The organism is Leptothrix discophora (assembly GCF_030705305.1).
Lineage (GTDB): Bacteria > Pseudomonadota > Gammaproteobacteria > Burkholderiales > Burkholderiaceae_C > Sphaerotilus > Sphaerotilus discophorus.
Genome location: NZ_JAUZEE010000003.1, coordinates 451,275 through 473,059 on the forward strand (window position 1 = coordinate 451,275; position 21,785 = coordinate 473,059).

Sequence of the window (21,785 nt, forward strand, 5' to 3'; positions counted from 1 at the left end):
ACGGCAGCGCCGCATGGCCGCCGGATCTTGGGCTATGTTACCGACGTGAAGCCAACCGACCCGACCCCGATCCGCGCCGCCGCCACGCCCGCGCCGGCCCCCAGCCAACCGCTGCGCCGCCTGGTGCTGCTGGCCCATCCGGACCTGCACCGCTCGCGCGTCAGCCGGCGCCTGGCCGACGCGGCCGGGTTGCTCGGCCCGGACGCCGTCGAGCTGCGCGATCTCTACGCGCTCTACCCCGACTACGCGATGGACGTTGGCGCCGAGCAGGCCGCGCTGGCCCGCGCCGACCTGGTCGTCTGGCTGCACCCGATCCAGTGGTACGCACCGCCCGCGCTGATGAAGCTGTGGATCGACGAGGTGCTCACGCTGGGCTGGGCCTACGGCCGCGGCGGCGACGCGCTGCGCGGCAAGGACCTGTGGCTGGCCTGCTCGACCGGCGGGCGCGAGGAGGCCTACCACCCGAGCGGCTACAACCGCCACTTCTTCGACGCCTTCCTGCCGCCCTACGAACAGACCGCGGCGCTGTGCGGGCTGCGCTTCCTGCCGCCACTGGTGCTGCACGGCGCACACGGCGCGAGCGATGCCGCGATCGACGCCCATGCCGCGCTGTTCGCGCAGCGCCTGGCCAGCTACCCCGCCTGGCCCGAGCTGGACGAACTGCCGGCCTGCGAGGCCTGCGTCCCACCCGACCAGGACCGCCCGCGCGAGGCAGACATCGGAGCCCTGTCATGAACGGCCACGGCAACTGGCTGCTGACCAGCCTGGTCTTCTTCGCCGCCGCCGTCGTGGGCGTGCCGCTGGCCCGAGCGCTGGGCCTGGGCGCCATCATCGGCTACCTGATCGCGGGCATCGCGATCGGGCCGTCCGGCCTGGGCCTGATCGGCGATCCGCAGACCGTCCTGCACGTGGCCGAGTTCGGCGTCGTGCTGATGCTCTTCCTGGTCGGACTCGAACTGGAGCCGCGCCGGCTCTGGTCGCTGCGCCGGCCGATCTTCGGCTGGGGCGGCGCGCAGGTGATCGGCTGCGCGGCGGCGCTCACCGGTGTCGCGCTGCTGCTGGGCGTGCCGTGGCGCTGGGCGCTGGTCGGCGCGCTGGGCCTGGCGCTGTCGTCGACGGCGGTGGCCCTGCAGGTGCTGCAGGAGCGCAACCTGCTCGCCGCGCCAGCCGGCCAGTCGGCCTTCGCGATCCTGCTGTTCCAGGACGTCGCGGCCATTCCCATCCTGGCCCTGCTGCCGCTGCTGGGCAGTGGCCAGGCGGCGGCCGGCAACCCGTGGCTCGAGGCCGGCAAGGCGCTCGGTGTGGTCGCTGCCATCGTGCTGGGCGGCCGGCTGCTGCTGCGCCATGGCCTGCGCTGGGTCGCCAGCAGCCGCACGCCGGAGATCTTCACGGCCGCCTCGCTCGGCCTGGTCGTCGGCATCGCCGCGCTGATGCAGGCGGTCGACCTGTCGATGGCGCTGGGCGCCTTCCTCGGCGGCGTGCTGCTCGCCGAAAGCGAATACAAGCGCGCGCTGGAGACCGACGTCGAGCCGTTCAAGGGCCTGCTGCTGGGCCTGTTCTTCATGGCCGTGGGCATGAGCATCGACTTCGCGGTGCTGCGGGCCCACCCGTGGGTCGTCGCCGGGCTGCTGCTGGGCTTCCTGCTGGTCAAGACCGTCGCGCTGGTCGTGCTGGCCCGCGCCATGGGCATCGCGCGCGGCGAGCGGCCGGTCTGGGTGCTGCTGCTGGCGCAAGGCGGCGAGTTCGCCTTCGTGGTCTTCCAGCAGGCCGCCGGCGCGGGCGTGTTCGATGCGGCGACGGCCTCGCTGCTGGTCGGCGCGGTGGCGCTGTCGATGCTGGTCTCGCCGCTGGTGCTGGTGGCGCTGGACCGCTGGCTGCCGGCGCCCAAGGCCAGCGCGATCAACGGGCATGCGCACCAGCTGGACGACGAGCCGGCCGAGGCGCCGGTGATCGTCTGCGGCTACGGCCGCTACGGCCAGATCGTCGGCCGCCTGCTCTACGCCAGCGGCCTGAAGGCCACGCTGCTGGACCACGACCCGGAACAGGTCGAGGTGATGCGGCGCTTCGGCTTTCGCACCTACTACGGCGACGCCACCCGCCTGGACCTGCTGCGCAAGGCCGGTGCGGCCGAGGCCCGCGCGATCGTCGTTGCGGTCGACGACGTCGAGCAGAGCCTGAAGATCGTCGAGCTGGTGCAGACCCATTTCAAGCAGGCCCAGCTGGTCGTGCGGGCCCGCAACGTGCAACACCATTTCCGCCTGCGCGAGCTGGGCGTCGAGCGCATCGAGCGCGAGACCTTCGAGTCGGCCCTGGCCAGCGGCCGCAGCGTGCTCGAACTGATGGGCCACCAGCCGCACCATGCCTGGCAGCTGGCGACCCGCTTCCGGCGCTTCAACAAGGCCATGGTCGAACGCAGCTGGCCGCACCGTGCCGACCGAGACGAGCTGGTCGCGCTGGCCAAGCAGGGCAGCGCGCAGCTTGAAGAACTGTTCGCCCAGGAGCGCGCCGCGCGTGAGCGGCCCAGGCGCGGCACCTGGGAAGAATGACGGCGGCCAGCGCTCGCACGGGGCAACCGGGACGAAACCTACACTGACCCGACCGGGCCCACGGGAGAACCTGACATGCAAGACGCTCACCTCTGGTGGATCGCTGCCGCGCTGGCCATCGCGGCCGAACTCGCCAGCGGCACCTTCTACCTGCTGATGATCGCGATCGGCCTGGCCGCGGGTGCCATCGCGGCCCATGCCGGGCTGGCGACGTCCGGACAGGTCGTGGCCGCCGCCGTGGTCGGCGCCGGCGCGGTCGCGCTGTGGACCTGGCGACGCAGCCGCGAGCCGGCCGGGCCGGCGGCCACCGCCGATCCGGGCCTGAACCTCGACATCGGCGAGACCGTCCACGTCAGCGCCTGGGACGCCGAGGGCTGCGCCCGCATCCACCACCGCGGGGCCGACTGGACCGCCGTCTGGGCAGGCTCACCACATGAGCCACCGCCCGGCCCAGGCACCTACACCATCCGCGCGCTGCGCGGCAACCGCTTCGTCGTCGGCCGCTGAGGCGGCCCGACGGACAGGCTCACCGAACCAGGAACGCTCATGGAAACCATCGCCCTCGTCCTGCTGGTCATCGCGGCCATCTTCGTGGTGCGCACGATCAAGGTCGTGCCGCAGCAGCACGCCATCGTGGTCGAGCGGCTCGGCCGCTACCACGCCACGCTCACGCCGGGCCTGAACTTCGTCATCCCCTTCGTCGACCGGGTGGCCTATGCACACTCGCTCAAGGAGATCCCGCTGGACGTTCCCAGCCAGGTCTGCATCACGCGCGACAACACCCAGCTTCAGGTCGACGGGATCATCTATTTCCAGGTCACCGACGCCAAGCTCGCCAGCTACGGCAGCAGCAACTACGTCATGGCGATCACCCAGCTGGCGCAGACCACGCTGCGCAGCGTGATCGGCAAGATGGAGCTGGACAAGACCTTCGAGGAGCGCGAGCTGATCAACGCGGCGGTCGTCTCGGCGCTGGACGAGGCGGCGCTGAACTGGGGCGTCAAGGTGCTGCGCTACGAGATCAAGGACCTGACGCCGCCGGCCGAGATCCTGCGCTCGATGCAGGCCCAGATCACCGCCGAACGCGAGAAGCGCGCGCTGATCGCGGCCTCCGAAGGCCGCCGCCAGGAGCAGATCAACATCGCCACCGGCGAGCGCGAGGCCTACATCGCGCGCTCCGAAGGCGCCAAGCAGGCCGAGATCAACAAGGCGCTCGGCGAGGCCGCCGCGATCACCGCCGTGGCCGATGCCACGGCCGACGCGATCCGCAAGATCGCCGCAGCCATCGAGCAACCCGGCGGCACGCAGGCGGTGCAGCTCAAGGTCGCCGAGAAGGCGGTCGACGCCTACGGCCAGCTGGCGAAGACCAACAACACCATGATCGTGCCGGGCCACATGGGCGAGGTCGCCGGGCTGATCGGCACCGCCATGGCGCTGTTCAGGCAGGGCGGCACCGGCTCCGGCACGGGCACCGTCCACCAGGCCTGAACCGCCCGCGCCTGGCCCCGCCTCAGCGCGTGAACAGCCCCTGGTGCTGCTCGCGCAGCAGGTTCTTCTGCACCTTGCCCATGGCGTTGCGCGGCAGGTCCGCGACGACGAAGGCCCGCTTGGGGACCTTGTAGTTGGCGATCTGCGACTTCAGCGTCGCCACCAGCGCCTCGGCATCCAGCGCCACGCCGGGCTTGGGGACGATGACCGCGACGACGCCCTCGCCGAAGTCCGGGTGCGGCACGCCGATCACGGCCGACTCGGCCACGCCGGCCATGTCGTTGAGGTAGCCCTCGATCTCGGCCGGGTAGACGTTGTAGCCGCCGCTGATGATCAGGTCCTTGCTGCGGCCGACGATGGTCAGGTAGCCCTGCGCATCGAGGCGGCCGACGTCGCCGGTGCGGAACCAGCCGTCGGCGGTGAACTCCTCGGCGGTCTTCTCCGGCATGCGCCAGTAGCCGCCGAACACGTTCGGGCCGCGCACCTGCACATGCCCGATCTCGCCGGCCGGCAGCCGGGCCCCGCCATCGTCGACCACCCGCACGCCCACGCCCGGCAGGGCCGGACCGACGGTGCCGCCGACCCGCTGGCCATCGCCGGCGCGGCAGGGGTTGGACGTCAGCATGACGGTCTCGCTCATGCCGTAGCGTTCCAGGATGACGTGGCCGGTGCGGTCCTGCCAGTCGCGGAAGGTCTCGATCAGCAGGGGCGCCGATCCCGAGATGAACAGCCGCATGCGGGCACAGGCTGCGCGCGTCAGGCCGCCTTCCTGCAGCAAGCGGACGTAGAGCGTGGGCACGCCCATGAACACGGTGGCGCGCGGCAGGCGCTCGATCACCGCGCGCGGGTCGAACTTGCCCAGCCACAGCATCTTGCTGCCGTTGAGCAGCGCGCCGTGGCTGGCCACGAACAGGCCGTGGACGTGGAAGATCGGCAGCGCGTGGATCAGCACGTCGCCCGGCTGCCAGTCCCAGAAGTCCTTGAGCACCTGCGCGTTCGACAGCAGGTTGCCGTGGCTGAGCATCGCGCCCTTGCTGCGCCCGGTCGTTCCGCTGGTGTAGAGGATGGCGGCGAGGTCGTCCGCCCCGCGCACGGCGATCTCGTGGCGGTCGCTGAAGTGGCTGGCGCGTTCGAGCAGCGTGCCGGTGCGGTCATCGTCGAGCGTGAAGACGTGGGCCACGCCGCTCTGGAAGGCCAGCTTGCTGAGCCAGGGGAAGTTCCTTGATGCGCAGACCACCACCGCCGGCTCGGCATTGCCGATGAAATAGGCCAGTTCGGCCTGCTGGTAGGCCGTGTTCAGCGGCAGGTAGACGAGGCCGGCGCGCAGCGTGGCGAGGTAGAGCAACAGCGCCTCGACCGACTTCTCGGTGTGCGCGGCGACGCGGCTGCCAGCGGGGATGTCCAGCGAGGCGAGCAGGTTGGCCAGCATCGCGCTGGCGCGCTCGAGGTCGCGCCAGCTGTAGACCAGGCCGGTGTCGGTCTCGATCGCGGCGGCGTCGAGGTCGTCCGGGAAGGCGGCACGCAGGGCGGCGAACAGGTTGGCGTTGGCGGTCATGTCGGGTCGGTGTCGGGTCGGTGTGGGGACGGTGCAGGGACGGTCGGAGGATGCGGCGGGCTCAGGCGCCCTGGAAGCGCGGCGTGCGCTTCTCGATGAAGGCGTGGATGCCCTCGCGGTGGTCGGGGCCGCTGGCGTATTCGGCCAGCGCAGCGCGCTGCGCCTCGGTGAAGGTGAACTGGGCGGCGACCAGGCGCAGCGTGCGCTTGTTCAGGCGAGCGGCCAGCGGGGCACCGGCGGCGATGCGCTGCGCCGTCGCGGCGGCCTCGTCGGCCACCTGCTCGTCGGCGACGACGCGGTGCACCAGGCCGCGCTGGCGGGCCGTGCTGGCGTCGAGCAATCGGGCCTCCAGCAGGATCTCGGCGGCGGTCGCCAGGCCGGCCACGCGCACCACGCCCGCCATCTCGTCGGGCGCCATCGGGAAGCCGAGCCGGGCAATCGGCGCGCCGAAACGGGCACTGGCGCCGGCGATGCGCAGGTCGCACTGGCAGGCGATCTCCAGCCCGCCGCCGACGCAGGCGCGCTCGATCTGCGCCACCAGCGGGATGTCGCAGCGGTAGAGCGCATCGAGCGCCGGGCCGACGATCTCCTCGTGGAAGTGGCGCAGGCGCGCCGGGTCGAAGCGGAAGGCCGGGAACTCCTCGATGTCGCCGCCGGAGACGAAGGTGCCGCCCTCGCCGCGCACGATCAGGCAGCGCAGGCCGGGCTCGCGCTCGGCCAGGCCGTCGACGTGCCGGCGCAGCTGCTGCCACATCGCCACGCTCATCGCGTTGAGCTTGCCGGGGTGGGACAGGGTCAGCACAGCCACGTCGGGCAGGCTGGCATGCGCTTCGAGGCGGACCTCGGCGGTGGGGGCAACGGTGGCGGCCGGCGTGGCAGCCGGGGTGGCACCAGGCGTGGAAGCCGGAGTGGAAGGGCGAGCGGGCGGGACGGACATGCGGGCGATCTCCTGGCGCATCGACGGCTCACCAGTATCGCGGCCGGCCAGCGCCCGGCAACGTCAGTCCAGCTTGGCGCCCGAGGCACGCGCGACGTCGGCCCAGCGCTTGATCTCGCTGGCCACGAAGTCGCCGTAGGCCTTGCCGTACTGGTTGGGCAGTTCGGCGCCCAGGCCGTTCCAGACCGCCTTGATCTCCGGCGTGGCGTAGGCCTTGCGCAGCTCCTCGGTCATGCGGGCGATCGCCTCGGGCGGCGTGCCCTTGGGCGCCCACAGGCCGTACCAGGTGGCGACCTGGTAGGTCGGCACGCCGGCCTCGGCGGCGGTCGGCACGTCCGGGAAGCCGGGTGCGCGCTGGCTGCCGGCAACCGCCAGCGCCTTGATGCGGCCGCCCTTGATGTGCGCCGCCGACGAGCCCAGGCCGTCGAACATGACGTCGACCTGGCCGGCCATCAGGTCCTGCAGGGCCGGGCCGGCGCCGCGGTAGGGAATGTGGGTGATGAAGGTGCGCGTCTGCAGCTTGAACAGCTCGCCGGCGAGGTGGTGCGAGGTGCCGTTGCCGGCCGAGCCGTAGTTGAGCTTGCCGGGCTTGCTGCGCGCTTCCTTGAGGAAGTCGGCCAGGTTGGTCGCCGCCACCTTCTGCGGGTTGACGACGATGACCTGCGGCACGCTGGCCAGCAGCGCCACGGGCACGAAGTCGTCCTGCAGCCTGTAGTCCAGCTTCGGGTACATGGCCGGGGCGATGGCGTGGTGCACCGCGCCCATGAACCAGGTGTAGCCGTCCGGTGCGGCCTTGGCGGCGAGCGTCGCACCGACGTTGCCGCCGGCCCCGCCCTTGTTGTCGATGATGACCTGCATGCCCAGCTGTTTCGTGAGCTGCGCGGTCAGCGGCCGGGCGAAGGCATCGGTGCCGCCGCCAGCCGGGAAAGGCACGACCCAGGTGACCGGACGGGCCGGCCAGGCCTGGGCGTGGGCGCCGCTGGACGCGAGCGCCGCGAAAAGTCCCAGGCCGGCCGTGACCAGCAGCCGATGCCAGTCGGCGCGGCGCGTGGGGATGGGGGTCAGGCGGGGGCGGGATTCGTGCATGGCGGCTCCTGAAACGGTCCGCGCAATGTAGGAAGCCAGCCGGCGCCTGCCCATCCGGGCTCACCCGCCACCGCGCGCGTCACTCTGTCTGTCGACGCGGTGCCCGCCGGGACCGGCCGAAGCGATCAGCCGAAGCGATCAGCCGTGCGGCCAGAGCCCGTCCATCAGCAGCTTCAGGCCGGTCAGCAGCATGCCGACCTGCACCAGCCGGTAGAACCAGCGCGTCGACACCCGCCGGGCGGCCCACACGCCCAGCACCACGCCACCCGCCGCGACCGGTACCAGCACCGCCGAGGTGGCGAGGTTGCGGGCGTCGAACAGGCCCAGGAGGCCGTAGGGCACCCACTTGGCCAGGTTGACGGTGGCGAAGAACACGGCGGACGTGCCGGCGTAGGCCAGCGGCTCCATGCGACGCGGCAGCAGCGCCATCGCCATCGGCGGACCGCCGCCGTGGGCCACGAAGCTGGTGTAGCCCGACAGCAGCGCCAGGGTCCCGGTCTGCGCGGTGCCCGGCAGCGGCCCGTCGGCCCGTGGCGGCCACAACAGCTGCTGGGCCAGGAACAGCAGCGTGATGACCCCGACGATGCCCGCCACCACATGGCCCGGCAGCAGCCCGAAGCTCAGCCAGCCGATCAGGATGCCGGCCAGGCCAGCCGGCAGCAGCTGCTTCAGGACCGACCAGTCGGGCGTGCGGCGCAGGCTCCACAGCGCCATCGCGTCGGCCACCGCCAGCAGCGGCAGCATCACCGCCGCGGCCTGCGGCACCGGCATCGCCAGCGCCAGCAGGGGCGTCGCCAGCGAGCCCAGGCCCGAGGCGAAGCCAGACTTCGACAGCCCCAGCAGCAGCACCGCCGGCAGCGCCACCCACCAGAAGAACGGGTCGGAGATGACGCCGGTCATGCCTGGGCTTCCCGGCCCGTCCCTGCGCCCGAACGGACGGCGTTCACAGGATCGCGCACGCGGTGTCGAAGTCCAGGCGCGGCGCACGCGGGCGCAGCGCGGCCGGGTCGCCGTGGCCAATGTTGCAGACCACCATCGACTTCAGGCCGGTGCCGGCGAAGAACTCGGCGTCCACGCCGGCCGCGTCGAAGCCGCCCATCGGGCCGGCGTCCAGGCCCAGCGAACGCACCGCCAGGATGAAGTAGCCGATCTGCAGCGCGGCATTCAGCGACGAGGCGCCCTCGCGCATCGCCAGCTTGTCGGCGAGCTGCTCGCGCAGGCCTTCGCGGTGCGGCGCCAGCGTCGGCAGGTGCTGGTGGAAGTCGACGTCGCGGGCCAGGATGGCCACGGCCGGTGCCAGGCCGGTCTTGGCGCGGTTGCCCTCGGCCATCAGCGGCAGCAGGCGCGCGCGGGCTTCGGGGCTCTGGATGTAGCGCACGCGCAGCGGCGAGAAGTTCATCGCCGTCGGGCCCCACCGGGTCAGTTCGTAGAGCTGGCGCAGCTGGGCCTCGCTGACCGGATGGTCCTGCCAGGTGCCGTGGGTGCGGGCATCGGTGTAGAGGCGGGCCAGCGTGGCGTCGTCGAGCGGGGTGTCGAGGGACATGGGTGTCAGGGCGGGGAAGAGGGGTGGCTCGGCCCACCGCGCGGGATGCGCGGCCGGTGCACTGCACAATTCTCGGATGTTCGCCCCCAGCCAGCACGACGTCCGCCGATTCTTCTGCACCACCTGGCGCAAGCACCAGCAAGGCGAGCCCCTGTCGCCGATGGAGACGCTGGCCGCCGAATGGATCGCCCACCACCCGGAGTACCACGCCGACCTGGCCGACGAGGCGGCCGCGCTGGCCGCCGTCTACACCGTCGACGACGGCCGCACCAACCCCTTCCTGCACCTGTCCATGCACCTGTCGATCAGCGAGCAGTGCTCGATCGACCAGCCGCGCGGCATCCGCCAAGCGGTCGAGCTGCTGGCGGCGAAACGCGCCGACCTGCACCCGGCCCATCACGAGGTGATGGACTGCCTGGGCGAGATGCTGTGGCAGTCGCAGCGCAGCGGCCAGCCGCCCGATCCGCATGCCTACCTGGATGCGGTGCGGCGGCGCGCGACGCGCTGAGCACGAAACCGGTTCAGGGCGGACCGAGCAGGTCGGCCTGGCCGAGTTCGAGCGCGCTCTCGCGCACCACGGCCAGCCAGCGAGGCTCGCCGGCCTCGGCATCCTGGCGGGCCAGGCTCAGCGCCTGAGCCAGCGCGGCCCGGGCCTCGGCCGGCTGGCCGCGCAGGGCCTGGACATGCGCCAGGTTGTTGTACAGCGCGGCCTGCGGACGCTGCCCGGCCGCGCGGACCAGCAGCGCAGCCGCCTCGTCCAGGCGGGCCGCCGCGACCAGCCGGTTGGCCGCGCCCAGCGCCACCACCGGCCGCAGCGGCTCGCGCTGCGCCAGACGCAGCCAGACCGCCAGCGCGTCGGGCGCGGCGGCGACGCGGTCGAGATCCAGCGCGGCGGACTCCAGCGCCTCATCGCTGGCCGCCAGCGGCAACTCGCCGGGCCGCAGCAGCAGCGCCGACCAGTGGCCGGCGCGCGCCCAGGTGTATTCGAAGGTCTCCCAGGGCAGGCGCTGGGCCGGCTCGTCGCCGCTGCGCAGGATCACCTCGCGGCGCTGCCGGTCATGGCCGATCAGCACCGCGTAGTGCCAGCGGGCAAACCACGACGTCGGCCCGCCCAGCCCGAGGTTCAGCAGGACCAGCACCGGACGGCCGGCGTCCAGCTCGTCGAACAGCCCAGGAAGCGTCGCCGGGCCGACCACGGTGTAGGCGCCGTGGCGGCGCGCGGTCGCCAGCATCTCGGTCTGCAGGCTGCCGGCGCGGGCCGGCAGGTAGGTGGCCGAGGCCAGCGCGGCCGGATCGGCCGGACGGTCGATCACCGCCAGCAGGCTGGCCAGCGCCAGCGGCCCGCAGTGGCGCGCCTGCGCCGCATCGGTCGGCGGGAAGAAGGGCACGGCCGACAGCTCGGTGCGCAGCGGTCGGTCGGCCGGATGTCCGTCGCTGCGCTGGGCCGCGACCAGCGCCTCGGTCTGCGGCGGCGGGTAGAGGCTGGCGCAGCCCGTCAGCAGGCCGGTCGACAGCGAGAGCGAGAGCACGAACGCGAGCGCCGCAGCCCGGCGGGCCGGACGGGTCCTCATCGACCTCAGCGGATCGAGCGCGTGAACGGGAACACCTTGGTGAAGCCGAGGATGTCGGTGACCAGCAGCACCAGGAAGATGAAGACCAGCGTGTCGAGCACGCCATCGGCACCGGCCGGCGCACGGTCCATCTCGGCGGCCAGCGCCTGGGCCTGCTCGTCGCTTAGCGCGGCGATGCGCAGCCGGGCCTGGGCCGGGTCGACGCCGCGCGCGACCAGCGCCTGCGCGACCTCGGCCCGGTCGACCGCCGCCAGCAGCTGGCGCTGCGCCGGGCTCAGGCCGGCCTGGGCCTCGGCACGGGCCAGCGACTCGGCATCGACCATGCCGGCCTGGGCGTTGCCGACGATGCCGCCGAAGGACAGGCTCACGGCCAGCAGGCCGGCCAGCCTGCGGCGGGCGATGGCTGCGGGGGTTGCACGGGACGAGACGGGCGAGCGGCGGGCAGCGGTCATGGCGAGACTCCGGGCGAGTGAAGGTTCTGGTTCGATGGGGCGCGCCCGCCGGCAAGAAACCCAGGCGGGCGACGGCGACGAATCTACCGCAGCGGCAGGGCGGTGCGTGACGAAATGCACGGTGCAGCGACCGCCACGCTCCGTGCGCCGTGCGCCCCGCGGTGCCCGGCGGTGCCGCTCCGGTGAGACACCCCTGATACGCTCCCGCCGATGCAGTCTTCGCCCCCCACGACCGACCTGGCGGCGGCCCGCCCGACCCTCTCGCGCGCCCGCTTCACCGCCACCCAGGCCGCCATCACCCTGGCGCTGTGCCTGGGTCTGCAGCCGGCCACCACCGACCTCTACCTGCCCGCCCTGCCGCTGCTGACGCGCGAACTGGGCACAAGCGTCGCGACCGCGCAGCTCACCATGTCCACGCTGATCCTGGCCTTCGGCCTGGCGCAGCTGATCTGGGGTCCGGTGGCCGACCGGGTTGGCCGCCGCCCGGTGCTGCTGACCGGCATCGTTCTGTACACGCTGGCGGTGCTGGCCGGCATGCTGGCGCCGAACATCGGCTTGCTGATCGCCGCGCGTGGCGCGCAGGGTGCGGCACTGGCCGCGCTGGTGGTCGTGGCGCGCGCGATGGTGCGCGACCTGTACGCGCCGGCCGAGGGCACGCGGGTGATGTCCTGGGCGATGTCCGGCCTGGGCCTGATCGCCATCGCCAGCCCGCTGCTGGGCGGCTGGGTCACCTCGGCCTGGGGCTGGCGCGCGCCCTTCGCCGTGGTGGCGCTGCTGGCCCTGACGCTGGCGGCCTGGGTCTGGGCCCGCGTGCCCGAGACCGTCCCCCAGGCCAACCCCGACGCGTTGCGGCCCGGCCCGCTGCTGGCGAGCTGGCGGCGCATCCTCGGCAACCGGAACTTCCAGGCCTGGGCGGCGCTGACCAGCGGCACCTATGCCGGCCTGTTCCTGTTCCTGGCCGGCTCACCCTTCGTCTACATCAACGTGCTGGGCCTGAGCCCGGCCCAATACGGCGTGGCACTGTGCAGCAGCTCGGTGGCCTACCTGGCTGGCACCTTCATGTGCCGCCGCTGGCTGCTGGCACACGGCGCGGCCGGTGCGGTCCAGCGCGCCGCCTGGTGGACGCTGGCCGGCGGTCTCAGCCTGGCCGCCCTGGCCTGGGCCGGCGTGCAGACGGTCTGGGCGGTGCTGCTGCCGCAGCTGGCCTACGCCTTCGCCCACGGCACCCACCAGAGCTGCGGCCAGGCGGGCGCGGTCAGCCACTTCCCGCGCGAGGCCGGCGGCGCGTCGGCCCTGGCCGGTTTCCTGCTCGCCCTGGTCGCCTTCGGTGTCGGCAACCTGCTGGGCCTGACGCTGGACCAGAGCACCCGCCCGCTCGCCTACGGCATCGCCCTGGCCGCCGTGCTGACGACCGCGGTGGCGTGGACGCTGGTGCGCCGGCATGGGCATGCGCCGGGCTGAGGTGGGACCACGCGACGACCGATGACAAGCACAACCACCAACACCCGTCCCCCCTGGCTCGCCCTGGCCGGCCCGACCGCCAGCGGCAAGACCGCTGCCGCGCTGGCCATCGTGCGGGCGCAGCGCGCGCGCGGCGGGCCGCCGGTCGAGGTCATCAGCGTCGACTCGGCGCTGGTCTACCGAGGCATGGACATCGGCACGGCCAAGCCGAGCGCGGCCGAGCGGGCCGAGGTGCCGCATCACCTGATCGACCTGATCGAGCCGACCGGCGCCTACTCGGCGGCCGAGTTCGCACAGGCCGCCCGCCGGCTGGTCGACGAGATCCATGCGCGCGGCGCGCGGGCCCTGCTGGTCGGCGGCACGATGCTGTACTTCAAGGCCTGGCTCGAAGGCATCGACCCGCTGCCCGCCGCCGACCCGGCGGTGCGGGCCGCGCTCGATGCCCGCGCCCAGGCGATCGGCTGGCCGGCGATGCATGCGGAACTCGCCCGCGTCGACCCGGTCACCGCCGCCCGGCTGGCGCCAGCCGACGCGCAGCGCATCCAGCGCGCGCTGGAGGTCCACGCCCTGACCGGCCAGCCGCTGTCGGCGCTGCACCAGCGTGACCGGCAGGACGGCTCACCCTCGCCGGCCGGCCCCGGCTCGCTGGTCGCGCTGGAGCCGGCCTCGCGCGCCTGGCTGCACCAGCGCATCGCCGAGCGCTTCGGCCAGATGCTGGACGCCGGCCTGGTCGACGAGGTGCGGCGGCTGCGCGAGCGCGGCGACCTCGATCCCGGCCTGCCGTCGATGCGCTGCGTCGGCTACCGCCAGACCTGGGAGATGCTCGAGCGCGCCTTCCCGGCCACCGAGCTGGCCGAACGCGGCATCGCCGCCACCCGCCAGCTCGCCAAGCGCCAGCTGACCTGGCTGCGCGGCATGCCCGCGCGCCGCGTCATCGCCTGCGACGCGCCCGATGCGCTGGCTCAGGTGCTGAGCCTGGCTGAGCAGGCGGGATTCCTGGTGCCTGAGCGATGAACACGATGTCCGATACCGCCCTCCTCGCCGTCCGCGGCCTCGCCAAGCGCTACGGCGCCACGCCCGTCTTCAGCGGCATCGACCTGACGCTGGCGCGCGGCGAGGTGGTGGCGCTGCTGGGCGCCTCCGGGGTCGGCAAGTCCAGCCTGCTGAACTGCATCGCCGGGCTGGATGTGGCCGATGCCGGCGAGATCCGGCTGCTCGGGCAGGTGGTCGGCCAGCTGGCCGAGCCGCAGGCCGCGGCGCTGCGGCGAACCTCGCTGGGCTTCGTCTTCCAGGCCTTCCACCTGCTGCCGCACCTGAGCGTGGCCGACAACGTCGCGCTGCCGCTGCTGCTGCTGGGCCAGCGCGAGCCAGCGGCCGTCGATGCGCGGGTGGCCGAGGTGCTGGCCGGCGTCGGCCTGGCCGGCTACCAGGCCCGCCGGCCGCGCGAGCTGTCGGGCGGACAGCTGCAGCGGGTCGCCATCGCGCGGGCGCTGGTGCACCGGCCGGCGCTGATCCTGGCCGACGAGCCGACCGGCAACCTCGATCCGCACAGCGCCGCGCAGGTGCTGGACCTGCTGTTCGCGCAGGTCCGCCAGAACGGTGCCGGCTGCCTGATCGTGACCCACTCCGACGAGGCCGCGCGACGCGCCGACCGCGTGCTGCGCCTGCTCGGCGACGGCGTGCGGGCCGAGGCGCCGGCCGCGTGACAGGCTCGACGCTACGATCCCGCCGCATCGAGACCGGTCAGGACACGCGACGTCGTCCTGACCGAAACTGAAACTTCTGCCGGCACCTCGCCGGCCCTGGACAGGTCCCCCATGCCCGTTGAACTGTTTCGTCAAGGTGGTCTGCAGCGCCTGATGTTCTGCGACCTGAACCAGCACCACGGCGAGGCGGTGCAGGCCAACCAGTTCCTGATCGTCAACGACGACACCGGCGCGATCATCGATCCGGGCGGCAACCTGGCCTACAACGAGCTGTACCTGGGCATGACCCAGCACTTCCCGCCGCAGCAGCTGAGCGCGATCGTGGCCTCGCATGCCGATCCGGACATCATCGCGTCGCTGGACCGCTGGATGACCTCGACCTCGGCGCCGGTCTACATCTCGACCGTGTGGGAGCGCTTCATCCCGCATTTCTGCAAGCCCGGCAAGACCGGCGGCCGGGTGATCGGTATCCCCGACCGCGGCTCACGCATCCTCATCGGCAAGCAGGAGCTGATCGCGCTGCCGGCGCACTTCCTGCATGCCGAGGGCAATTTCCAGTTCTGGGACCCGCCCAGCGGCATCCTCTTCAGCGGCGACCTGGGCACCTCGATCGGCGTCGACCCGCGCGTGCCGATCCACTCGCTGACCGAACACATCCCGCGCATGGAGCCCTTCCACCGCCGCTACATGGTCAGCAACAAGGTGCTGCGGCTGTGGGCCGAGATGGTCCGCACCCTGCCGATCCGCATGCTCGTGCCGCAGCACGGCGCGCCGATCGCGGGCCAGGCGGTCGGCGAGTTCATCGACTGGGTGCAGAACCTGCCCTGCGGCATCGACCTGATGCAGCAGGGCCACTACACCGTGCCGCGTTGACGAGCCCCGTGGACGGGGCCGCGTCGCTGGGCTGGCGCGGCCAGCTGCGCCTGATCGGCCAGCAGTGGCGCCATCACCCCGGCCGGCTGCTGATCGCGGTGCTGGCGATCGCGCTCGGCGTGGCACTGGCGCTGGCGGTGCAGCTGATCAACCGCTCGGCGCTGGCCGAGTTCGGCGCGGCGGTGCGCAGCGTCAACGGCCAGCCCGATGCCGAGCTGCGCCCGGCCTCCGGTGCGCGCCTGCCGGAGTCGGTCTACGCACAGCTTGCCGCGCGGCCCGAGGTGCTGCTGGCCAGCCCGGTGCTGGAGGTCGACACGCTGATGCAGCTCGGCAGCGGCCAGCGCGTGCCGGTCAAGGTGCTCGGCATCGACGCGCTGGTCGCGCCCGCGCTGGCGCCGGCCCTGCTGCCCCGGCCGGCCGACGACGCGCCCCGGCTGGCGCTGCTGGACCCGGACCGGGTCTTCCTGAACCCCGCCGCACAGGCACTGCTCGGGCCCGGCGAGCGCACGCTCGCGCTGCTGTCGGGCAGCGGCCGGGTCACGCTGGCATGGGCCGGCACGGTCAGCGCCGAGGGCCCGCCGCTGCTCGTGATGGACATCGCCGGTGCGCAGGCCCATCTGGACCGGCTCGGCCAGATCAGCCGCATCGACCTGCGCTTCGCCCCCGGCACCGACCGCGAGGCGCTGCTCGCGGCCCTGAACGCGGACCCGTCACAGCCGCTGCGCCTGGCCCAGCCGGAGGAGGCGACGCTGCACATCTCCAACCTGTCGCGCGCCTACCGGGTCAACCTGACGGTGCTGGCCCTGGTGGCGCTGTTCACCGGCGCCTTCCTGGTCTGGTCGGTGCAGGCCCTGGCGGTTGCCAAGCAGGTGCCGCAGCTGGCGCTGCTGGGCGTGCTGGGACTGGACGCGGGCATGCGCCGGCGCGGCGTGCTGGTCGAGTCGGCGCTGATCGGCACGCTCGGCGCTGGCCTGGGCGTGGCGCTCGGTGCCGGCCTGGCCTGGCTGGCACTGCAACGCCTGGGCGGCGACCTGGGCAGCGGCGTGTTCGGCGCTGGCGCGGCCCCGCCGCTGCAGTGGTCGAGCGGCGCGGCGCTGCTCTATGCCGGACTGGGCGTGGTCGCCGCGCTGATCGGCGGCTGGCAGCCGGCGCGGCAGGCCGAGCGCATCGCGCCGGCGCTGGCGCTCAAGGGCCTGGGCGACGACGGCGAAGGCCCGGCGCGGCGCGGGTTCGGCCCGCTGTTGCTGGCGCTCGCGCTGGCACTGTGCTTCGTCCCGCCGGTGCTGGACCTGCCGCTGGCGGCCTACGTCGCGGTCGCGCTGCTGCTGCTGGGCGGCATCGCCTGCGTCCCGGCCGGCGTCGACGCGGTGCTGGCGCGGCTGCGTCCGCCGCGCCGGCCGCTGGCGCTGCTGGCGGTCGAGCGCACCCGCGACCAGCGCCAGCACGCCACCATCGCCGTCGCCGGCGTGATCGCCAGCCTGGCCCTGAGCGTGGCGCTGACGGTGATGGTGGCGAGCTTCCGCGACTCGGTCAGCGACTGGCTGACCCAGGTCCTGCCGGCCGACCTGTATGCCCGCACCGCCACCAGCACGTCGCAGGCCGAGGCGGTCTACCTGGAGCCGGCGCTGGCCGATGCCATCGCCGCCCTGCCCGGCGTGCGCCAGCTGCAGGCCATGCGGGTGGTGCCGCTGCAGATCGCGCCCGGACGTGCCGCCGTGCCGCTAATCGCCCGCGAGATCGGCGATCCGGCGCGTTCGCTGCCGCTGGTCGGCACCTTGCTGGACGCCCGGACGCAGCCCGGCCTGCCGGCGGTCTACGCCAGCGAGGGCTACCTCGCGCAACACGGCGCCCGCCCCGGCGACCGGCTGGTGCTGCCGCTGCCCGATGGCCGGCGCGCGACGGTCTGGATCCGCGGCACCTGGCGCGACTACGCCCGCCAGCACGGCTCGCTGGCCATCGAACGGGCCGACTGGATCGCGCTCAGCGGCGACCGGCGCGTCAACGACCTGGCGCTGTGGCTGCAGCCCGATGCCGACGCGGCGGCCCTGCAGCAGCGCATCCGCAGCGTCGCTGGCGAGGCCGGCGACCTGCTGGAGTTCGCCACGCCGGCGGCGATCCGGGCCACCTCGCTGGCCATCTTCGACCGCAGCTTCGCGGTCACGACCTGGCTGCAGGCGGTCGCCATCGCGATCGGCCTGGCCGGCATCGCGGCCAGCTTCTCGGCCCAGGTGCTGGCCCGGCGCAAGGAGTTCGGCACGCTGCTGCACCTGGGCCTGTCGCGCCGCGACGTGTTGACGCTGGTGACCGCCGAGGGCGCGCTCTGGAGCGCCGTCGGCGCGACGCTCGGGCTGCTGCTGGGCCTGGCGGTCAGCGGCGTGCTGGTCTGGGTCGTCAACCCGCAGAGCTTCCACTGGACCATGGACCTGAGCCTGCCGGTCGCGCGCCTGGCCGCGCTGGCCGGCGCCGTGGTCGCGGCCGGCAGCGCGACCGCCTGGCTGTCGGCCCGCATCGCCGCAGGGCGCGACCTCGGCGACATGGTCCGCGCCGTCAAGGAGGACTGGTGATGCCCCATCTCGCGCGACGAGCGACGCTGGCGCGGCTGGCCGCGCTCGCCCTGCCAGGGCCCTGGCCGCTCGCCGGCCTTGCCGACGAGCGCACCCGGCCGCAGCCGCTGGCCTTCCCGCAGGACTTCGGCGCGCACCCGGAGCGCCGCATCGAGTGGTGGTACCTGACCGGCTGGCTGGCCGATCCGGCCGCGCCGGAGCAGCCGCTGCTGGGCCTGCAGATCACCTTCTTCCGCTCGCGCACCGACGTGCGCGCCGACCACCCGAGCGCCTTCGCCGCCCGCCAGCTGCTCATGGCCCATGCCGCGCTGGGCGACGTGCGCGACGGCCGGCTGCTGCACGACCAGCGCATCGCCCGCGCCGGCTTCGGCATCGCCGTTGCGACCGTGGGCGACAGCGACGCACGGCTGCGCGACTGGCGGCTGTGGCGCGAGCCGGTGGCCGGCCAGCCCGCCGCGCAGGCCAGCGTCTACCGTGTCAGCCTGGGCCGCAGCGCACTGGCCGACCGGCTCGACCTGAGCGCCCGCAGCACCGGCCCGGTGCTGCTGCAGGGCCGCCAGGGCTGGTCGCGCAAGGGGCCGGGGCCGGCGCAGTTCAGCCACTACTACAGCCAGCCGCAGCTGGAAGTGCAGGCCAGCCTGACCCGCGACGGCCGCACCCGCGGCCTGGTCGGCCGGGCCTGGCTGGACCACGAGTGGAGCGACAGCCTGCTCGACCCCGAGGCGATCGGCTGGGACTGGATCGGCTTCAACCTGTTCGACGGCCGCGCGCTGACCGCCTTCCGGCTGCGCCGCCACAACCGCCAGGCCGCCTCGGGCGACGACGACGGGGCGACGCTCTGGACCGGTGGCTCATCGCGCGAGCCCGACGGTCGCAGCCGCAGCTTCGAGCACGCCGGCGGCGAGGCGCTGCGCTGGACGCCGCTGCGCCACTGGACCAGCCCGGCGACGAAGGCGCGCTACCCGGTCGAATGGCAGCTCGACAGCCCCGCCGGCCGCTACCGCGTGCGGGCCCTGTTCGATGCCCAGGAACTCGACAGCCGCGCCAGCACCGGCACGGTCTACTGGGAAGGCCTGAGCGAGCTGCTCGATGCCGACGGCCGCCAGCGCCTGGGCCTGGGCTACCTGGAGATGACCGGCTACGCCGAGCGCCTGCAGCTGCGTTGAACGTGGCTTGAAGCGTGGCCTGAAACGCCCTTGTCGCACCGGCGGCGCGGAGGCGCCCACACAATCCGGGCCATCCAGGCCGTCGATCCGCGTCGATCCGCGTCGATCGCCTGCCCGCCGTCCAACCTGGGGATCACCATGACCTTCCGCTTCTCGCCCGCGCTGGCCACCGCCCTGCTCGCCACCGCCCTGGGCAGCGCCCGCGCCGCACCGGTCGAATACGTCGTCGACCCGACCCACACCTACCCCAGCTTCGAGGCCGACCACATGGGCATGTCGACCTGGCGCGGCAAGTTCAACACCACCACCGGCACGCTGTGGCTGGACAAGGCGGCCGGCAGCGGCACGGTCGACCTGAAGATCGACGTCGGCAGCATCGACTTCGGCCTGGCGCAGATGAACAGCGTGGCCAAGGACACCGCGATGTTCAACGTCGCCGAGTTCCCCTATGCCTTCTACAAGGGCCGTCTCGAAGGCTTCGCGCCCGGCGACACGCCGCGCGTCGTCGGCACGCTGGACTTCCGCGGCGTGACCCGCCCGCTGACGCTGGAGGTGGCACGCTGGAAGTGCCAGCCGCACCCGCTCAGCAAGCGCGACTGGTGCGGCGCCGATGCGCAGGCCACCTTCTCGCGCGACGCGTGGGGCTTCGACGTCGGCCGCGACTGGGGCTTCTCGATGGCCACCGTGCTGCGCATCCAGGTCGAGGCCGTGGCGCGAGACTGACACCTGGCTCTCAACGGGCTCACACCCGACTTGCAGGGACCTCGCGCACCCTGCCGGCGGGGGCCTGCTGCCTAGAATCGGTTGGGTTCATTTCCTTCCTGTCCACGCCTCCGGTCCATGCCCCTCCAGCGCCCCGCCCGCCCGTCGATCCGCACCCTGCCGAGCCACGCCGGACGATGGCTGGCGCTGCTGCTGTCGACCGTCGCGATCGCGGCCTCGGCACAGGCCACGTCGGCCGACACCCGCGCCACGCCACGTGCGGTCGCCGCCCCGACCAGCGCGGTCGCGCCGGCCCAGCCGCTGGAAGCCTGGAGCCATGCCTACGCGGCCTACACGACGCCCAAGTACCCGGCCGGCTTCGCCCACTTCGACTACGTCAACCCGGACGCGCCCAAGCGCGGCACGCTGTGGCTGCGCAACCCGGACCGGCGATCGAGCTTCGACAAGTTCAACCCGTTCACGATCAAGGGCAACGCGCCGGCCGGTGTCTCGCTGTTCATGTTCGAGAGCCTGGCCACGCGCTCGATGGATGAGCCGCAGACGATGTACGGCCTGCTGGCCGAGCAGATGTCGGTCGCGCCGGACCTCGCCAGCGTCACCTTCCGCATCCACCCGCTGGCGCGCTTCTCCGACGGCACGCCGGTGACCGCCGCCGACGTCGTTCACAGCCACCGCCTGCTGACCAGCGCCCAGGCCGCGCCGGGCGTGCGCATCGCGCTGTCGGACATCGGCGAGGTCACCGCGCTCGACCCGGCCACCGTGCGCTTCACGCTCAAGGAACGCAAGATCGACGCGGTCTTCGCGGCCGGCGGCATGGCGGTGTTCTCACAGCGCTGGGGTGCCGTCGACGGCAAGGTCAAGCCCTTCGACCAGATCGTCTCGGAGCACCCGATCGCCAGCGGTCCCTACCTGATCGACCAGGTCGAGATGCCGCGCCGCATCGAGTTCAGGCTCAACCCGCGCTACTGGGCCCGCGGGCTGGGCGTGCGCCGCGGCCACTTCAACTTCGAGCGCATCGTCTACCGCATGTACGCCGATCCGGCGGTGGCGGCCGAGGCCTTCAAGGCCGGCGAGTTCGACTTCTTCAAGGAATACAGCGCACGCGCCTGGGTGCGCCAGCACCAGGGCGTGAAGTGGCGCGAGGGCCGCATCGTCAAGGCCGAGCTGCCGACCGCCTGGGGCCAAGGCCTGCAGTCGACCCACTTCAACCTGCGCCGGCCGATCTTCCAGGATGCCCGCGTGCGCGAGGCCCTGACGCTGGCCTGGGACTTCGAGCGCCTGAACCGCTACGGCCAGTACCAGCGCGCCAACAGCCTGTTCAACAACTCCGACTTCGCCGCGCAAGGCAGGCCGTCGGCCGAGGAACTGGCGCTGCTCGAACCCTTCCGCGACCAGCTGCCGCCGCAGGTCTTCGGCCCGGCCTATGTCGCGCCGGTGCAGGGCGACGCGCAGCGCCTGCGCGCCAACCTGCTGCGCGCCCGCGACCTGCTGGCACAGGCCGGCTGGAAGGTCGCCGACGACGGCAAGCTGCGCAACGCCAAGGGCGAGCCCTTCGTGGTCGAGTACCTCGAACCGAGCCAGCCCGGCCGCAACACCGACTTCCAGCACAACCTGTCCAAGCTCGGCATCGAGTTCAAGGAACGCGTCGTCGACTTCGCGCTCTACCGTCGCCGCCTCGAGACCTACGACTACGACCTGATCACCATCGTCGAGGGCGACTTCACCCTGCCCAGCGCGACCGACCTCAAGGCCGGCTTCGGCAGCGCCACGGTCGACGAGCCGGGCGGCAACAACTTCCGCGGCGTGAAGAGCCCGGCGGTGGACGCGCTGATCCAGGCCGTCGCCGATGCCAGGGACATCGCCCAGCTGCGCACGGCCGCCCGTGCGCTGGACCGCATCGTGATGTGGAACCACTGGCAGATCCCCGAGCTGTACCTGAGCAAGGAGCGCGTCTCCTACTGGAACCGCTTCGGCAAGCCGGCCGTGCAACCCGGCTACATCTCGATCGACGGCGGTGAACCCTGGCCGCTGTGGACCTGGTGGGTGGAGCGGGAGCAACGGCCGTGAACCCTGCGCATCGCCACCCCTGCACGCGTCACTGACACCTCACGAGA

The 21,785-nt window shown here is 72.9% G+C and carries 20 protein-coding genes; 13 read left to right on the forward strand and 7 right to left on the reverse strand.

Annotated elements, in window-relative coordinates:
- Positions 1-69: 69 nt before the first annotated feature.
- The 4 genes from kefF (at position 70) to Q8X39_RS08305 (ending at position 4,034) form a co-directional block, all read left to right on the forward strand.
- The gene (gene kefF, locus Q8X39_RS08290; RefSeq protein ID WP_407067990.1) at positions 70-735 is read left to right on the forward strand and encodes a glutathione-regulated potassium-efflux system oxidoreductase KefF; all 666 of its coding nucleotides are present in this window, start codon (positions 70-72) and stop codon (positions 733-735) included.
- Positions 732-2,546, forward strand: coding sequence for a glutathione-regulated potassium-efflux system protein KefC (kefC, locus tag Q8X39_RS08295; RefSeq protein WP_305749174.1), 1,815 nt, complete (start codon positions 732-734; stop codon positions 2,544-2,546). Before kefF ends, kefC begins: the two co-directional genes overlap by 4 nt.
- Positions 2,547-2,621: 75 nt before the next feature.
- Entirely contained in the window at positions 2,622-3,053 is a 432-nt protein-coding gene (locus Q8X39_RS08300) for an NfeD family protein (RefSeq protein ID WP_305749175.1), read from the forward strand.
- Positions 3,054-3,092: 39 nt separating this feature from the next.
- Entirely contained in the window at positions 3,093-4,034 is a 942-nt protein-coding gene (locus tag Q8X39_RS08305) for an SPFH domain-containing protein (RefSeq protein ID WP_305749176.1), read from the forward strand.
- A 22-nt stretch (positions 4,035-4,056) separates the two neighbouring features.
- Here Q8X39_RS08305 and Q8X39_RS08310 read toward each other — a convergent pair whose 3' ends face one another.
- The 5 genes from Q8X39_RS08310 to Q8X39_RS08330 form a co-directional block, all read right to left on the reverse strand.
- The gene (locus Q8X39_RS08310) at positions 4,057-5,589 is read right to left on the reverse strand and encodes a malonate--CoA ligase (protein WP_305749177.1); all 1,533 of its coding nucleotides are present in this window, start codon (positions 5,587-5,589) and stop codon (positions 4,057-4,059) included.
- Between the two features lie 61 nt (positions 5,590-5,650).
- On the reverse strand, positions 5,651-6,526 hold the full coding sequence (locus Q8X39_RS08315) for an enoyl-CoA hydratase/isomerase family protein (protein WP_305749178.1): 876 nt from the start codon (positions 6,524-6,526) through the stop codon (positions 5,651-5,653).
- Between the two features lie 63 nt (positions 6,527-6,589).
- Positions 6,590-7,612: a Bug family tripartite tricarboxylate transporter substrate binding protein gene (locus tag Q8X39_RS08320; RefSeq protein WP_305749179.1), complete on the reverse strand. Its 1,023-nt coding sequence runs from the start codon at positions 7,610-7,612 to the stop codon at positions 6,590-6,592.
- A 138-nt stretch (positions 7,613-7,750) separates the two neighbouring features.
- Positions 7,751-8,512, reverse strand: coding sequence for a sulfite exporter TauE/SafE family protein (locus Q8X39_RS08325; protein ID WP_305749180.1), 762 nt, complete (start codon positions 8,510-8,512; stop codon positions 7,751-7,753).
- Positions 8,513-8,555: 43 nt separating this feature from the next.
- Complete coding sequence (locus tag Q8X39_RS08330) at positions 8,556-9,155, reverse strand: malonic semialdehyde reductase (RefSeq protein ID WP_305749181.1); 600 nt, start codon at positions 9,153-9,155, stop codon at positions 8,556-8,558.
- 76 nt (positions 9,156-9,231) lie between these two features.
- On the opposite strand from Q8X39_RS08330, the gene Q8X39_RS08335 reads away from it, so the two are divergent.
- Positions 9,232-9,663 carry a DUF1841 family protein gene (locus tag Q8X39_RS08335; protein WP_305749182.1) on the forward strand — a complete coding sequence of 144 codons (432 nt, stop codon included), beginning with the start codon at positions 9,232-9,234 and terminating at the stop codon, positions 9,661-9,663.
- Between the two features lie 13 nt (positions 9,664-9,676).
- Here Q8X39_RS08335 and Q8X39_RS08340 read toward each other — a convergent pair whose 3' ends face one another.
- Positions 9,677-10,726 (reverse strand): PA2778 family cysteine peptidase, encoded by a 1,050-nt coding sequence (locus Q8X39_RS08340; protein WP_305749183.1) that lies wholly within the window; start codon positions 10,724-10,726, stop codon positions 9,677-9,679.
- Positions 10,727-10,731: 5 nt separating this feature from the next.
- Positions 10,732-11,178 (reverse strand): PA2779 family protein, encoded by a 447-nt coding sequence (locus Q8X39_RS08345; protein WP_305749184.1) that lies wholly within the window; start codon positions 11,176-11,178, stop codon positions 10,732-10,734.
- A 210-nt stretch (positions 11,179-11,388) separates the two neighbouring features.
- On the opposite strand from Q8X39_RS08345, the gene Q8X39_RS08350 reads away from it, so the two are divergent.
- From Q8X39_RS08350 to Q8X39_RS08385, 8 genes are all read left to right on the forward strand, one after another.
- A complete protein-coding gene (locus Q8X39_RS08350; RefSeq protein ID WP_305749185.1) occupies positions 11,389-12,639 on the forward strand; it encodes a multidrug effflux MFS transporter in 1,251 nt (416 codons plus the stop codon).
- Positions 12,640-12,660: 21 nt separating this feature from the next.
- Positions 12,661-13,653 carry a tRNA (adenosine(37)-N6)-dimethylallyltransferase MiaA gene (gene miaA / locus Q8X39_RS08355; RefSeq protein ID WP_305749186.1) on the forward strand — a complete coding sequence of 331 codons (993 nt, stop codon included), beginning with the start codon at positions 12,661-12,663 and terminating at the stop codon, positions 13,651-13,653.
- Positions 13,650-14,345, forward strand: coding sequence for an ABC transporter ATP-binding protein (locus tag Q8X39_RS08360; RefSeq protein ID WP_305749187.1), 696 nt, complete (start codon positions 13,650-13,652; stop codon positions 14,343-14,345). Before miaA ends, Q8X39_RS08360 begins: the two co-directional genes overlap by 4 nt.
- Before the next feature lie 111 nt (positions 14,346-14,456).
- On the forward strand, positions 14,457-15,218 hold the full coding sequence (locus Q8X39_RS08365; RefSeq protein ID WP_305749188.1) for an oxygen-binding di-iron domain-containing protein: 762 nt from the start codon (positions 14,457-14,459) through the stop codon (positions 15,216-15,218).
- Positions 15,215-17,782 carry an FtsX-like permease family protein gene (locus tag Q8X39_RS08370; protein ID WP_369538099.1) on the forward strand — a complete coding sequence of 856 codons (2,568 nt, stop codon included), beginning with the start codon at positions 15,215-15,217 and terminating at the stop codon, positions 17,780-17,782. Before Q8X39_RS08365 ends, Q8X39_RS08370 begins: the two co-directional genes overlap by 4 nt.
- Positions 17,782-18,948, forward strand: coding sequence for a lipocalin-like domain-containing protein (locus Q8X39_RS08375; protein ID WP_305749189.1), 1,167 nt, complete (start codon positions 17,782-17,784; stop codon positions 18,946-18,948). The genes Q8X39_RS08370 and Q8X39_RS08375 overlap by 1 nt, the downstream gene beginning before the upstream one ends.
- A gap of 138 nt (positions 18,949-19,086) precedes the next feature.
- Positions 19,087-19,671, forward strand: coding sequence for a YceI family protein (locus Q8X39_RS08380; RefSeq protein ID WP_305749190.1), 585 nt, complete (start codon positions 19,087-19,089; stop codon positions 19,669-19,671).
- Positions 19,672-19,788: 117 nt separating this feature from the next.
- On the forward strand, positions 19,789-21,738 hold the full coding sequence (locus tag Q8X39_RS08385; RefSeq protein ID WP_305749191.1) for an extracellular solute-binding protein: 1,950 nt from the start codon (positions 19,789-19,791) through the stop codon (positions 21,736-21,738).
- The last annotated feature ends 47 nt before the right edge of the window (positions 21,739-21,785 follow it).